16 protein-coding genes and 1 pseudogene are annotated in these 13,161 nt (G+C 59.6%); 15 read left to right on the top strand and 2 right to left on the bottom strand.

Going from position 1 to position 13,161, the window contains the following annotated elements:
* Nucleotides 1–59: 59 nt before the first annotated feature.
* The gene (locus NW829_RS04365; RefSeq protein ID WP_414416522.1) at nt 60–2,438 is read right to left on the bottom strand and encodes a tetratricopeptide repeat protein; all 2,379 of its coding nucleotides are present in this window, start codon (nt 2,436–2,438) and stop codon (nt 60–62) included.
* Nucleotides 2,439–2,807: 369 nt separating this feature from the next.
* The gene (locus NW829_RS04370; RefSeq protein WP_414416523.1) at nt 2,808–4,769 is read right to left on the bottom strand and encodes a hypothetical protein; all 1,962 of its coding nucleotides are present in this window, start codon (nt 4,767–4,769) and stop codon (nt 2,808–2,810) included.
* A 521-nt stretch (nt 4,770–5,290) separates the two neighbouring features.
* Here NW829_RS04370 and rplC point away from each other — a divergent pair.
* The 15 genes and pseudogenes from rplC to rplF all read left to right on the top strand — a co-directional run.
* Complete coding sequence (gene rplC / locus NW829_RS04375; RefSeq protein ID WP_414349597.1) at nt 5,291–5,935, top strand: 50S ribosomal protein L3; 645 nt, start codon at nt 5,291–5,293, stop codon at nt 5,933–5,935.
* Nucleotides 5,936–5,985: 50 nt separating this feature from the next.
* A pseudogene (rplD, locus tag NW829_RS04380) lies at nt 5,986–6,612 on the top strand (50S ribosomal protein L4); the annotation flags it as partial.
* Nucleotides 6,613–6,928: 316 nt separating this feature from the next.
* Nucleotides 6,929–7,228, top strand: coding sequence for a 50S ribosomal protein L23 (locus NW829_RS04385; protein WP_414330452.1), 300 nt, complete (start codon nt 6,929–6,931; stop codon nt 7,226–7,228).
* Nucleotides 7,229–7,277: 49 nt separating this feature from the next.
* On the top strand, nt 7,278–8,162 hold the full coding sequence (gene rplB / locus NW829_RS04390) for a 50S ribosomal protein L2 (RefSeq protein WP_414413740.1): 885 nt from the start codon (nt 7,278–7,280) through the stop codon (nt 8,160–8,162).
* A gap of 66 nt (nt 8,163–8,228) precedes the next feature.
* Nucleotides 8,229–8,510 (top strand): 30S ribosomal protein S19, encoded by a 282-nt coding sequence (gene rpsS, locus NW829_RS04395; RefSeq protein WP_414331934.1) that lies wholly within the window; start codon nt 8,229–8,231, stop codon nt 8,508–8,510.
* Between the two features lie 45 nt (nt 8,511–8,555).
* On the top strand, nt 8,556–8,930 hold the full coding sequence (gene rplV / locus NW829_RS04400) for a 50S ribosomal protein L22 (protein WP_011434157.1): 375 nt from the start codon (nt 8,556–8,558) through the stop codon (nt 8,928–8,930).
* Between the two features lie 42 nt (nt 8,931–8,972).
* Nucleotides 8,973–9,743 (top strand): 30S ribosomal protein S3, encoded by a 771-nt coding sequence (rpsC, locus tag NW829_RS04405; RefSeq protein ID WP_011434158.1) that lies wholly within the window; start codon nt 8,973–8,975, stop codon nt 9,741–9,743.
* Between the two features lie 55 nt (nt 9,744–9,798).
* Nucleotides 9,799–10,266 (top strand): 50S ribosomal protein L16, encoded by a 468-nt coding sequence (gene rplP, locus NW829_RS04410; RefSeq protein WP_011434159.1) that lies wholly within the window; start codon nt 9,799–9,801, stop codon nt 10,264–10,266.
* A gap of 13 nt (nt 10,267–10,279) precedes the next feature.
* Nucleotides 10,280–10,501 (top strand): 50S ribosomal protein L29, encoded by a 222-nt coding sequence (gene rpmC, locus NW829_RS04415; RefSeq protein ID WP_011434160.1) that lies wholly within the window; start codon nt 10,280–10,282, stop codon nt 10,499–10,501.
* Nucleotides 10,501–10,752, top strand: a complete 252-nt coding sequence (gene rpsQ, locus NW829_RS04420; protein WP_011434161.1) for a 30S ribosomal protein S17 — start codon at nt 10,501–10,503, stop codon at nt 10,750–10,752. The genes rpmC and rpsQ overlap by 1 nt, the downstream gene beginning before the upstream one ends.
* The gene (rplN, locus tag NW829_RS04425; RefSeq protein WP_011434162.1) at nt 10,749–11,117 is read left to right on the top strand and encodes a 50S ribosomal protein L14; all 369 of its coding nucleotides are present in this window, start codon (nt 10,749–10,751) and stop codon (nt 11,115–11,117) included. Before rpsQ ends, rplN begins: the two co-directional genes overlap by 4 nt.
* Nucleotides 11,117–11,515 carry a 50S ribosomal protein L24 gene (rplX, locus tag NW829_RS04430; protein WP_414389715.1) on the top strand — a complete coding sequence of 133 codons (399 nt, stop codon included), beginning with the start codon at nt 11,117–11,119 and terminating at the stop codon, nt 11,513–11,515. The genes rplN and rplX overlap by 1 nt, the downstream gene beginning before the upstream one ends.
* Nucleotides 11,516–11,583: 68 nt before the next feature.
* Nucleotides 11,584–12,126, top strand: a complete 543-nt coding sequence (rplE, locus tag NW829_RS04435; RefSeq protein WP_414328930.1) for a 50S ribosomal protein L5 — start codon at nt 11,584–11,586, stop codon at nt 12,124–12,126.
* A gap of 73 nt (nt 12,127–12,199) precedes the next feature.
* Nucleotides 12,200–12,610 (top strand): 30S ribosomal protein S8, encoded by a 411-nt coding sequence (gene rpsH / locus NW829_RS04440; protein WP_011434165.1) that lies wholly within the window; start codon nt 12,200–12,202, stop codon nt 12,608–12,610.
* 33 nt (nt 12,611–12,643) lie between these two features.
* The coding region (gene rplF, locus NW829_RS04445) for a 50S ribosomal protein L6 (RefSeq protein ID WP_414416524.1) at nt 12,644–13,161 on the top strand (518 nt) is incomplete at its 3' end.

Genomic DNA, 13,161 nt, shown 5'->3' on the forward strand with positions numbered 1-13,161 from the left:
TTTCATGAAGGCTCTGTGAAGAGGCTATAAAGCTGCAAAGCTGCGGTACGCTTAAAGACTCAGTGGCTGACGGGCCCCAGCTCAAGCGCTGCCTCCAGAGCGCGCTCGCTATCAGGAAACTGCGTCAGCAGCCGTCCTAGGAAGGCGACATCTCCCGTCAGGCCGTACAGAGCCATGAGCACATCCCCGGCATAGCGGCTCTGGGGGAAGCGGTTCAGCAGCTCATTGCCGGCGTAGATCGCCTGGCGGGCATAGCCATCCTGCAGGGCTTTGGCTTCCAGAAAGTAGCTGTAGCTGAGGCTGCCAGGATCCACGTAGTCCGGCAGTGACGTGTCGAACAAGCTGGTATCTTCTGTCACTCCTGGGGGGAAGCCCGGCAGCGGATAGATGGCTGCCGTTTCCTCGGGAGGGTAGGTGGTGTACTGGCGGTAGAGGATCAGCACCTGCCGGTACAGGCTTTCTTCCTGAAGATGGGCAGGGGCGGTGGGATCCGCCAGCACAGAGCCGAGTAACTCTGCTGCTACAGCATGGTGATTGGCCCGCTGATAGTCCGATAGAGAACTGGAGGAAGCTGGTTGCGGCGGCGCGCTTCCATCAGCATCCCCACTCAGGCCACCGGCACGGGTTTGGTTAAACAGCCACAGGTACCCATTGCGCCAACCGTCGGCAACGGCCCAGTGGGCGGCCAGTTGATAGCGTTGTTGGGGAGTGGATTGGGCTTGCCAACGGCTCAATTGGCGCCAGCGTTCTCGTTGGGCCTGGATTTTCGGTTGCAGAGGGGTGCGGCTGGCGGGCACGGGATCCCAGTCGTCCAGCCAGTAGCCGCCATCCAGCAAGGGGTAGCGATCCAACACAGCATCCAAAGCCAGATTTTCCGTCAGCTGCAGGGCTAGGTCGTAGCGGTGTTCGCGGGCGAAGCGAACCGCCAGAGCATAGCGGACGGCGGCGGCCAGAGGATGCTCGCCGTGGCGGTCGAGAAAAGCTTGCAACTCGCTGGGGGTTGCACCGCTGTCTAAGAGCAAAAGCAGGCGGCGGCGCAAGACGTAGCGCATGTCTCCATCGCCGAAGGGATCCGCCAGCCAATTGGCCAAAAGGACCAGTGCTTCTTCCCTTTTGCCCTGCCACTCCAAGGTGCGTGTCAGCCAGAAGAGGGCATCGTCGGCACCGGGATGATCCGGGTAGACGGTCAGCCAAGTCCGCCAAAGGGTCTCTTCCTCTGCTGGGGGGAAAGGCCGCGGGATCGGTTCGCCGGTCTCGGGGTTGTAGAGGGAATGGCCAAAATAGCTGCCCCCCCGAATGCGGGCGTATTCCCGGCAAGCTTGCGTAAAGCGGGAATTGGGAAAAGCTTCTGCCAACTGCAGCAAAACCAGGTGGTCGTCGATGCCGTGAAGAGAGGCAAAGTCCTCGTTGAGAGCCTTCTGCAGCAGCGGCTCCCCGCTGGGATCCCCTTTTAAGTAGAGAAGAGCCGCCGCCAAAAACCGCTGCGGGTCAGCATCATCGCCCACCACGCTGCGCAGCAACACCTGAGCGGCAGGGGGGAGAGTTTCTGGATCCGCTATCTGCAGCAGAAAAAAGTGTCGGGATGGGGGCGGTAAATCTTCGTACAAAGGGCGCACCGTTTGCACCGTCGGCTGTTCTAGGATCAACACTTGGCCGGCACGCCCATAAACATCAGTGTATGGAGAAACATTCCCCGCAACCCGCTGCCGCACCGCCTGCACCTGCGACAGCGCCCAAGAGGGGATCCTTTCCTCCTCGTAGGGCAAGGCGCTCAAGAGTTTCTTTGCCCGCTGCGGAGAGCTGCTTTCCAAGGCGGGGAGCAGCGCTCTGTAGACCTGATCTCGCAAGGGAAATTCTTCTTGGGTCAGCAAGCTGTTGAGCCAGTTGAGATTAAAACTCCACTCGGGGCTATCGGCTTGGATCCCGGCCAAGGCCAGCTCGGTGAGGCGCTGCACCGACTCTGGCCGATCCAGCCCAAACAGCTCGTATTGAGGCGCAATCTCCTGCCCGCTTGAGTAGTCATAGCCCCCGAACAAAGCTGCTGGGGCGAAAAACTGAGCCGAATTTTGCCGCAGCCGATCCTCCAACCACCAACGGCTGTAGGGCAGGCCATGGCTTTGCAAGGTGTAGAAGGCGTAGCTGCGGCGGCTCGGGTCGGCGGATCCCCCCCAGCGGGCCAACACCGGATAGGTAAGAGGAAACCAGCGATCACTTTGGCCGGGATCGAACGCTGGCGAGCCTCCATAGCCAAACTCAGAAAAGACGGTGTACCGATAGAAGATCAGATCCCGGTGCATCTGCAGCCGTAGCCGCTGCAGTAAGGCATAGCCCCCCGCTCCTAACCCCGCCAAGAAGCCGGCAGTGAGAGCCACCATTGCTACGGGACGAAGGGGAAAGCGGCGGGACGAGGGCGCAGCAGGAGGGGTAGCTGGATTCATAAAACCCAATCCAAATCAAAGCAGGCGCCCCCACTCTACTCGATACTCGACTGTGTTGGAAGACAGAGGGAATGCCCACAGCCGTTTCCAGCCGGCTTGAGACGCCGGCCCTCTGCGCCACCCAAGGTCATCAGTCTTACCCCTGCCTGAGAGGGATCCCGGCCAGCCATTTCTTGGAAAGGCTCTGCTGTATTGCTTTATCGTTGTTTCAAACAAGATTAAGACACTTTGCCGCCGACTCCTACCCCCACAATAAGAGGGGCGGCTGCGCCGCTCTTCTAAAACCCTTGCCTTTGACCATTCCTGCAGTGCATCCCCCGATTTCTTGGAGGCCTGAGTTGCCAGCACCCTTTCAGGATAGGCTCTCCCTTAGCCGGCGGTTGCCATGGCCTTCAACCCCTTCAAAATCAGGTAGTCCAGAATACTGGTGTTCTCCTCGCCGCGATAATTAAAATTGGAGCGCACCAGCCACAGCCCCTTCTGAGTGCGGCAACAGAGGTTCAGCAGCGTGCGGGCCAAAATCTGTTGACGCGCCTGTAAATCCCGCGCCGCATCGAAAACCTCCCCGTCCCATTCCGGCGTCAGCACACGGCTGTTGTAGAGCACATGCCAGAGGGAGCGGGACCAGCTGGGGTTGGTGATATCAAACCAAAATTGGTAATCCGCCTCCAAACCCCGAGTGATGTAGGCCCCCGGAGTTGCAACTACCAAGTAACGGGAATAGTCGGGCTCGAAGCGGCTGCTGCTGGGGGTCTGTCCCGAGCGGATCATGGCCAAAAAGGCGGGATCCCCTTCGGCGGGGAAGGCCTGGCGAAACCGCCGTGCCGCTTCCATCAACACGCGCAGCAGCTCTTGATCCTGAGGGGAAGCAATCGCCGGGGCTAAGTGATCGGCAAAAAACTGCTGGAAGAAAGCGGCCAATGAAGGGCCGGGACGATAGCCGCGCAGCCAATCGAACAGTCGCTGGTAGCGCTCCAGGTTGGCAAACCCCACCCGCTCCGGCTGCCGTACTGCTGTTCGGGGACGCAGAGAACGCCCCACCGGATCCCAGGTATCTTCGGCCAACAGAGCCGCCCGGATGGGATCCAGCCCCAGCACCCAGCTCAACATCAGCCGCCAAGCCGGCAAAGTGGGAAAAGCACCCCACTCGGGATGGGCCAATTCTGCTGCCGTCAGCACCGCCCGCACCAAGGGATAGCGGATCAACGCCGGGAAGGGGGCAATCGACAAAACCGGCACTTCCGACAACTGCTCCTGCAAGCTCAGGCTCACCCCCACATCCATACGGGGCAGCAAAACAGCAATGCGATGGGCCGGGATCCCGGCCCCCAAAAGCCGGCGAATTTGGGCAACCATCACCTCCACTGCCGCAAACTGGGTCTCTTCCTCCAGCGTTTGCACCAGCGGCAGTCCTCCCCCCTTCGGCTCGGGCAGCGGATGAGAAAACTGGGGATCCAACACCCGCGCAATCTGCACCCCTAAGCGGATCATGCCTGCTGAAGCGCGATGGCTCCCCTCCAGAAACCGAACCTGCGTTTTTTCCATCAAGAAGTCGGCCACAGCTTCCGGGATCCCGGTCAAAGAGACCCCGCCGCCGAGGGTGTAGCTGAAAAATTGGCTTTGCAAATGGGCTTGCCCCTGCCGGTAAAACTCCAGCGCCACCCCGCAACTGTCTTCCGCCTGATCTACGATCAGATGATCCCACTCTTGCCAAAACTCCGCTAGCGGCAGGATGTGTTCGCCAAACAGCCGAATTTGCAGACCAAAATCCAAGGATCCCAACCGAAGTGCTGCCTCCCACAGCCGCCCCACACAGCAGCCCATTGCCTGTAAGGCCTCTGCCCGCCGTGGATCCGCCTCTTCCGGCCAAGCCCTGGCCAGCCGGGATCCCACCACTTCTGCCGACAAACCCGAAGCCCCCGCAATGTAAGCAGCACTGCTAATCTGATCCCAGATCTGGAACTCCTTGAGCCCGACCCCGGCAAAGGCTTCCCCATGCCGAGGGCACAAAGCGCAGGCTCGTTCGCAGAGAAATTGAGTGAGATCTTTGGCCAAGGGGATCGGCTCAAACTGAGGAGGCAACTGAGGAAGGCGGGCACACACCTGCGGCCAATGATCGGCCAACGAGCGTCCCACCCGCTGCAAGAACGTTTCGATCCGCCACGGCCCCACCAAGCCCGAACTGGACTGCTGCAAGCGCCGCAGCACCTCATCCGCTTGCCGTTGACTCCGCACCAAAAACAAGACCCGGCCCGGATCGGCTCCTGCCTGCAACAATCTCCGATAGTGATCTACACAAGCCTGGGTCAGCCCACTGCCTGCCCAGCCCATTACACTTTGGAAGGGAGATGGCTTCCCTGGCCAATGGCTCTTTTCTTCCACTTGAGCTGCCCTTACCCTCTCCGGCCTCTCCAACCAACCCATTTTCTCAGCAAAAGTCTGGACAAACGGGCCTTCGCTTCATTATGATTGTTTTCCGTTGCCAACTGAGTCCATCCGCTTTGGCGACCCGGCGCGCTGCTACACCAGATACTGCCTCTTTAGCAGGTAAGTCTGAGCAGCTCTCAACAAAAGCAGTTTGGCGTGCAGCTTTGGGGGTGAACTAAGCAAGAGGCTCAGCGTTGCCGGCGCTGAACTTGGCCTCGGGGGATCCCTACCTTGCCCTTTCGCCTCAGCCGGCAGACTCAGCTTTGTCTTGAGCTTCCTGCTGCCACGCTATTGCTGTATGCCTATCCATCCGGCTAACTGAGCCATTGGCCTACGGCCCGCTTCGCGAACGGCTAGCCGATTGTCGGAGTGAGCTGGCTCTCAGTTGATGAAAACGAGTCGTGCAGGCTCGATTGGAGGTTCTTGTGGCACTTGGCATCCTCGGAAGAAAAGTCGGCATGACCCAGATCTTCTCTCCAGAAGGGCTGGCCATTCCGGTCACTGTCGTGCAGGCGGGGCCTTGCACCGTGACCCAGATCAAAACCCAAGCCACAGATGGCTACAACGCCATTCAGTTGGGCTACTTGCCCACCACTGAAAAGCATCTCACGCGGGCGCAGCGGGGCCACCTCACCAAAGCAGGGGTGACAGAGCTGCTGCGCCACCTGCGGGAGTTCCGGGTTGACCAGCCAGAAGCCTACCAGTTGGGGCAGAAAATTACCGTCGAGATGTTTTCCCCCGGCCAGTTGGTGGATGTGGCCGGTACCTCCATCGGGCGAGGGTTTGCCGGCTATCAAAAGCGCCACCACTTTGGTCGTGGCCCCATGTCCCACGGCTCCAAAAACCACCGCCGACCGGGCTCCATTGGCGCCGGTACAACCCCAGGCCGCGTGTTTCCGGGGATGCGCATGGCGGGGCGGCTGGGAGGTGGCCGAGTCACCACCCGCAAATTGCAGTTGGTGCAGGTGGATCCGGAGCGGGATCTGTTGGTGATCAAGGGCTGCGTGCCCGGCGTAGAAGGAGGGCTGCTGGAGATCACCCCTGCCAAGCAGGTGGGCAACAAGCGCTAAGGAGGGATCCCTGGCAAAGGCTGACCCGCATCCGCAAAGACGAGGAAACCATGGCAAGTTGTGTGGTGAAAAATTGGCAAGGGGAAACGGTGGGCAGCGCGGAGCTGAGCCTTAAAGTTGCTCGTCCCGAAACAGCCGCCCACATCCTCTATCTGGCACTGCGCCGGCAGATGACCAATGCTCGTCAGGGCAACGCCCACACCAAGACCCGAGCTGAGGTGCGCGGCGGCGGTCGCAAGCCTTGGAAGCAGAAAGGCACCGGTCGAGCCCGTGCCGGCTCCATCCGCTCCCCACTTTGGCGCAAAGGGGGGGTGATCTTCGGCCCCCGCAAGCGGGAATACAACCTGGCCATGAACCGCAAAGAACGGCAACTGGCCCTGCGCACCGCTCTGCAAAGTCGGGTGGAAGACCTGATCGTCGTGGAGGATTTCCAGGAGCAGCTCAACCCGCCCAAAACCCGTGCTGTGGCCCAGGCTTTGCTGCGCTGGGGGGTGATGGAAGATCAATCGGCTCTGCTCATCGTTGCCGAACGCTCGGAAGCCGTAGAGCGGGCCGTGCGCAACATCGCCCGCGTTAAGCTGATCGGCCTGGATCAGATCAACGTTTTCGATCTGCTCAACGTCGATTGGGTGCTGATCACCGTTTCTGCCCTAGAGCAGCTCAAGGCCCGTTGGGGATCCGACGCCGCGCCGGCAGTTCTGGAGACTCCCTCTGAGGATGCACCTCAGGCCGACATAGCCGGAGATCAGGCCCTGCCCGGAGATGGGCCGGAAGATCAGGCCGTTCCAGAAAGCGAACACGAGGAAGCAGAGCAAACCCCAGCCCAACCTGAGGCCCAGGAAAACCAAGCTGACCTCCAAGGACGTCCAGCAGATCCGCAGGGGCCAGAAGAGCAAACCGAAGAGCCCCAAGATCCAGCAGAAGAACTGGCTCAAGGAGCAGAGCCGTCAACGGTAGAAGAGGCCGAAGCAGCCCCAGCAGAGGAGGAAAGCGATGACTGAGAGCAAGCGGATCCTGGCCGACGTCCTGTTGCGCCCCGTCATCACCGAAAAGGCAACCGCCTTGATGGAGCAGCGCAAATATGTCTTTGAAGTGCTGCCCACCGCCACCAAGCCGCTCATCCGAGCTGCCGTCGAAGAAATGTTCCGCGTGCGAGTTACTTCCGTCAACACCCTGAAGCTCCCGCGCAAGCAACGGCGGGTGGGCCGCTTCGTTGGCTATCGCACCCGTCCCAAGCGAGCCATCGTGACCTTGGCGGAGGGAGATTCCATCACCCTCTTCCCGGACACCTAACCCCCCTTTTTGAGTTGTTGTCATCCCATCCCCCACCCCTACCCGAGCCATGGGCATTCGTACTCTCCGACCTTACACCCCCAGCACCCGTCACATGACGGTCTCTGACTTCGAGGAGCTGTCCCGTGACGAGAACGGCAAGCGGCCCAGACCGGAAAAGTCGCTGCTGCAATTTATTCACCGCAAGAAAGGGCGCAACAACCGTGGCGTCATCACCTGCCGGCACCGCGGTGGTGGCCACAAGCGGCTTTACCGCATCATCGACTTCCGCCGTGACAAGCGGGGGATCCCGGGGACCGTCAAAACCGTCGAGTACGATCCCAACCGCAGTGCCCACATCTGCTTGGTGGAATACGAAGACGGAGAGAAACGCTACATCCTCGCTCCCCGCAACCTAGAGGTGGGATCCACCATCATGGCCGGGCCAGAGGCCCCCTTTGAGATCGGCAATGCCATGCCCCTGGAGCGGATCCCCTTGGGAACGGTGGTTCACAATGTGGAGCTGTATCCCGGTCGCGGCGGGCAGATCGTTCGCGCCGCCGGGGCTGGCGCTCAAGTGGTGGCCAGAGAAGGCAAATATGTCTCCCTCAAGCTGCCCTCCGGCGAAGTCCGCATGATCCGCGGCGAGTGCTACGCCACCATCGGCCAACTGGGCAACGTTGACCACAACAACATCAGCCTGGGCAAGGCGGGTCGTAGCCGTTGGTTGGGGCGCCGTCCCAAGGTGCGTGGCTCGGTGATGAACCCTGTGGATCATCCCCATGGTGGCGGGGAAGGGCGAGCCCCCATAGGCCGCAGTACCCCTGTCACCCCTTGGGGCAAGCCCACCCTGGGGTACAAGACCCGCAAACGCAACAAGCCCAGCAACAAATTCATCGTGCGCGGTCGCCGTCGCGGAGGCCGCCGGGACAAGGGCGGAAGGGCTGCTCAGTAGCCGCTGGCCATTCGCTCCCCGAAGCTTTTTCGACAGTGAATTGCTTATCAAACGGTTGAGGTTCTTATGGGACGTTCGCTGAAAAAAGGCCCCTTTGTGGATGCCAAGCTGCTTCTCAAGGTGGAGAAGATGAACGAGCGCAACGAGAAGCACATGATCAAGACCTGGTCGCGGGCCAGCACCATCTTGCCGGTCATGATCGGCCACACCATCGCCGTTCACAACGGCAAGCAACACGTGCCCATCTACATCACCGATCAGATGGTGGGTCACAAGCTGGGGGAATTCGTTCCCACCCGTACCTTCCGCGGTCACGCGGGGAGCGACAAAAAAGCCGCTCGCCGTTGAGAGGAATAACGAACAGGAAAGTATCGAGTAGGCAAGGAGAGGGCCATGGCCGATTCATCCCCTGAGGTTAAAGCGGTAGCCCGCTATATCCGCATGTCCCCCTTTAAAGTGCGGCGGGTGTTGGATCAGATCCGTGGGCGCACCTATGCCGATGCCCTGATTCTTTTGGAGTTCATGCCCTACGCTGCCTGTGAGCCGGTTCGTAAGGTGCTGCGCTCGGCGGTGGCCAACGCAGAGCACAACAACGGCTTGGATCCTCGGGATCTGGTGATCAGCCAGGCCTATGCTGATCAGGGGCCCGTCCTGAAACGGTTTCGCCCCCGCGCCCAAGGGCGGGCATACCCCATTCGCAAGCGCACCTGCCACATCACCATCGCCGTCCGGCCCATAGAGGAAGCTGAAGCGGCGACGGCCTCTTAACCTCCTGTATTTCTAGCCCTTTACCCTTCAACCGACACCACCATGGGACAGAAGATCCACCCCACCGGTTTCCGCCTCGGCGTGATTAAGGAGCATCGCAGCCGCTGGTTTGCCGATCCAGCCCGCTACCCAGCCTTGTTACAGGAGGACGACCAGATTCGCACCTACCTGACCAAGCAACTGAGCAGTGCTGGTTTGGCCGATATCCAAATTGAACGCAAAGCGGATCAAATTGACCTGGAGATCCGGGCTGCTCGCCCTGGGGTAGTTGTGGGTCGGGGCGGATCCAGCCTAGAGACTTTGCGCCAAGGTCTACAGAAAGAGCTGTCCGCGCTAGCGGGACAAAGCCCTGGTTCACGAGGTGGTGGCGAGCGAACCATTCGCATCAATGTAGTAGAGGTCACCCGTGCCGATGCCGAGGCGACCTTGTTGGCGGAAAACATTGCCCAACAGTTGGAACGGCGGATTGCCTTTCGCCGCATCGTGCGCCAGGTGATCCAACGGGCCCAGCGGGCAGGTGTACAAGGGATCAAAATCCAAATTGCCGGGCGTCTGAACGGGGCCGAGATTGCCCGCACCGAATGGACGCGGGAGGGGCGGATCCCTTTGCATACTTTGCGGGCCGACATCGACTACGCCGAGCACCTCGCCCACACCACTTTCGGCATCATCGGGGTCAAGGTCTGGGTCTTCAAAGGGGAAGTTCTGCCCGGGCAGGAACGCCACGAACAGAAGTTTCCCCTGCAACAGCCCAAACGTCGGCAGCAGCGGCGGCGGCCCACCTTTGAAGATCGCTCGGCTCAGGAGGCCTGAGGGCCAACACCGGAACGTCCAGGGATCCCTATCGCAGTTGACTTAAGGAACGGCCATGTTAAGCCCCAAACGCACCAAGTACCGCAAGCAACAGCGCGGGCGCATGAAAGGCAAAGCGACCCGTGGCAACCGCATCAACTTTGGGGAATACGGCCTTGTGGCCCTAGAACCCGCCTGGATTACAGCTCGACAGATCGAGGCCAGCCGTCGAGCCATGACCCGCTATGTTCGGCGGGGTGGCCAAATCTGGATTCGCATCTTTCCCGACAAGCCCGTTACTCAGCGAGCCGCGGAAACCCGCATGGGATCCGGCAAAGGCAACCCTGAGTACTGGGTTTGTGTCGTCAAGCCGGGCCGTATCCTCTTCGAAATGGGGGGAGTGGCAGAGCCCATCGCCCGCGAGGCCATGCGCCTTGCCGCCCAGAAGCTGCCCATTAAGGTCAAGTTTGTAACCAAAGCCGACTTTGAAAAGCCAGAGCCCGCCCAGGCAACGGCTTCAGAGGTGGCCACCAGCAGTGTATGAGGAGAGTTCAGCCATGCCCATGCCCAAAATTGCTGATGCCCGTGCTTTATCGGACGAAGAGCTGAGCAACGAAATCTACGCCGTCAAGAAAGAGCTGTTTGAGCTGCGTTTGCAGCAGGCCACGCGGCAGTTGAACCAGCCCCATCTCATCCGGCTGCGCAAACACAAGCTGGCGCAACTACTAACTGTGGAGGGAGAGCGTAAGCGGGGCAAACGCCCAACCAAGGAGGAGTAATGGCTGTTCGGGAGAAGATTGGCATTGTTGTCAGCAACAAGATGCAAAAAACGGTGGTTGTTGCCGTAGAAAATCGGGTCGCTCACCCGAAGTACGGCAAAATCGTCGTCAAGACCAAGAAGTTTAAGGCCCACGACGAGGAAAACCGCTGTCAAGAAGGGGATCTGGTGCGCATCACGGAAACCCGTCCCCTCAGCCGCACCAAGCGTTGGCAAGTTGCCGAAATCCTGAGGGAGGTGAAGAAACTATGATTCAGCAGCAAACCATGCTGACGGTGGCCGACAACACAGGCGCCCGCAAAATGATGTGCATTCGCGTGCTGGGCAGCAGTGGCCGTCGCTACGCCAGCTTGGGCGATGTGATCATTGGTGTCGTCAAGGATGCCCTGCCCAACATGCCCGTCAAAAAATCCGATGTTGTCAAGGCCGTTGTTATCCGCACCGTCGATACGGTACGTCGCCCTGACGGCATGTGCATCCGCTTCGACGACAATGCTGCCGTGATCATCAACAATGATGGCAATCCCCGTGGAACTCGTGTTTTCGGCCCTGTAGCCCGCGAGCTGCGGGAGAAAAACTTCACCAAGATCATCTCCCTGGCCCCGGAGGTACTCTGATGGTTCGCCCCCTCAAACCCAGCCAAATTCAGCGCCTAGTTCGGCGCCCCGGCATTCGCAAGCACCGCAACAGCCTGCGCTACAAAATGCGTATCAAGCAAGGGGATACCGTGCAGGTGATCTCTGGCGATGATAAGGGCAAAATCGGCGAGGTGCTGCGCGTTTTTCCCGAGCGCAACATGGTTTTGGTGGAAGGGGTTAACATTGTTACCTACCACCGCAAACCTCAGCGAGAAGGGGAAAGTGGCCGAATTGAGACCAAGGAAGCTCCCATTCCCGTCTGCAAAGTGATGGCCTATTCCAAGAAGCAGGAGGTGGCCAGCCGTATCGGCTATCAAATCACCGCCGATGGTCGCAAGGTTCGCGTCCTTAAGAAAACAGGCGAGATCCTCGACTAGGCATTACATTCTTTTTTCCATCATTGGTTTGGCTCTGACCCAGCCCAGAGCCACAAGGAGAAGCCACCATGCCCCAGCGTCTGCAAATCCACTACAACACCGTCATTGTCCCCAAGCTGCAAAAGGAGTTGGGCTACACCAACATCCATCAGGTGCCCCGCCTGGAGAAGATCGTGATCAACCGCGGCTTGGGGGAAGCTTCCCAAAATGCCAAGGCTCTGGAATCCTCCATTGCCGAGATCAGCGCCATCACCGGTCAGCGTCCGGTGATCACCCGCGCCAAAAAGGCAATTGCCAGCTTCAAGATTCGCAAGGGCATGCCGGTTGGCCTGATGGTAACCCTACGGCGGGAGCGCATGTATGCGTTTTTGGATCGCCTGATCAACATTGCTCTGCCCCGTATCCGTGACTTCCGCGGCGTCAGCCCCAAAGCCTTTGATGGACGAGGCAACTACACCCTCGGCATCCGTGAACAACTGATTTTTCCCGAAATCAACTATGACTCTGTGGATCAGTTGCGAGGTATGGATATCTCCATTGTGACCACTGCTAAAACCGATGAAGAGGGCCGTGCCCTGCTCAAAGCGTTTGGCATGCCCTTTGCCTCCTAGGTTGCCCACCCTGACTTTTCTTGATCTGCATCTCTTGATCTGCATCGATCTTCCGAGGAGCACTGACCCACCGATGGCCCACACCAACGACACGATCGCCGATATGCTCACCCGCATTCGCAATGCCACCATGGCTCGGCACGAGTCGGTGGCAGTTCCGGCCACCCGCATGACCCGCAGCATCGCTCGCGTTCTTCATGAGGAAGGGTTCGTCAGCGAATGGAAGGAGGAGGGAGAAGGGATCCAAGCCCGAGTGGTGTTGCGATTGAAGTACAAGGGCAAAGGCCGCAACTGCAGGCCCATCATCAATGGTCTAAAGCGGGTGAGCCGACCCGGCCTGCGGGTTTACCGCAACCACAAAGAGCTGCCCCGAGTGCTGGGAGGAATTGGGATCGCCATCATCTCCACCTCCAACGGCATCATGACCGACCGGGAGGCTCGTAAGCAGGGCATTGGTGGTGAAGTCCTCTGTCTTGTCTACTAGACCTTAAGTTTTCTCTGGTCAGGAGTTTTTCCCATGTCCCGTATCGGTAGACGCCCCATCGCCCTTCCTGCCAAGGTGGAGATCCAGATCGACGGCCAACACATTGCAGTGAAAGGCCCGAAAGGTCAACTGTCCCGCAGTTTGCCGCCCTTGATCACAGTCCAGCAAAACGCTCAGATGCTCACGGTCAGCCGTCTCAACGATTCTCGTCCTGCCCGCCAACTGCACGGCCTCTGCCGCACCTTGGTCGCCAACATGGTCGATGGAGTATCCAAGGGATTTGAGCGGCGGCTGGAATTGGTGGGCGTGGGCTACCGGGCTGCCATCCAAGGCAGCAAGTTGGTTTTGAACGTCGGCTACAGTCACCCTGTGGAGATCCCCTTTCCCCCCGGCATCCAAATTGCCGTTGAGGGAAACAACATCATTGTTGTCTCAGGCACAGATAAAGAACTGGTGGGCAATACTGCCGCCCGCATCCGAGCGGTCCGGCCTCCGGAGCCCTACAAGGGGAAAGGGATCCGTTATCTAGGGGAACAAGTTCGCCGCAAGGC

The sequence above is a fragment of the Synechococcus sp. R55.8 genome, from assembly GCF_047461895.1.
GTDB lineage: Bacteria > Cyanobacteriota > Cyanobacteriia > Thermostichales > Thermostichaceae > Thermostichus.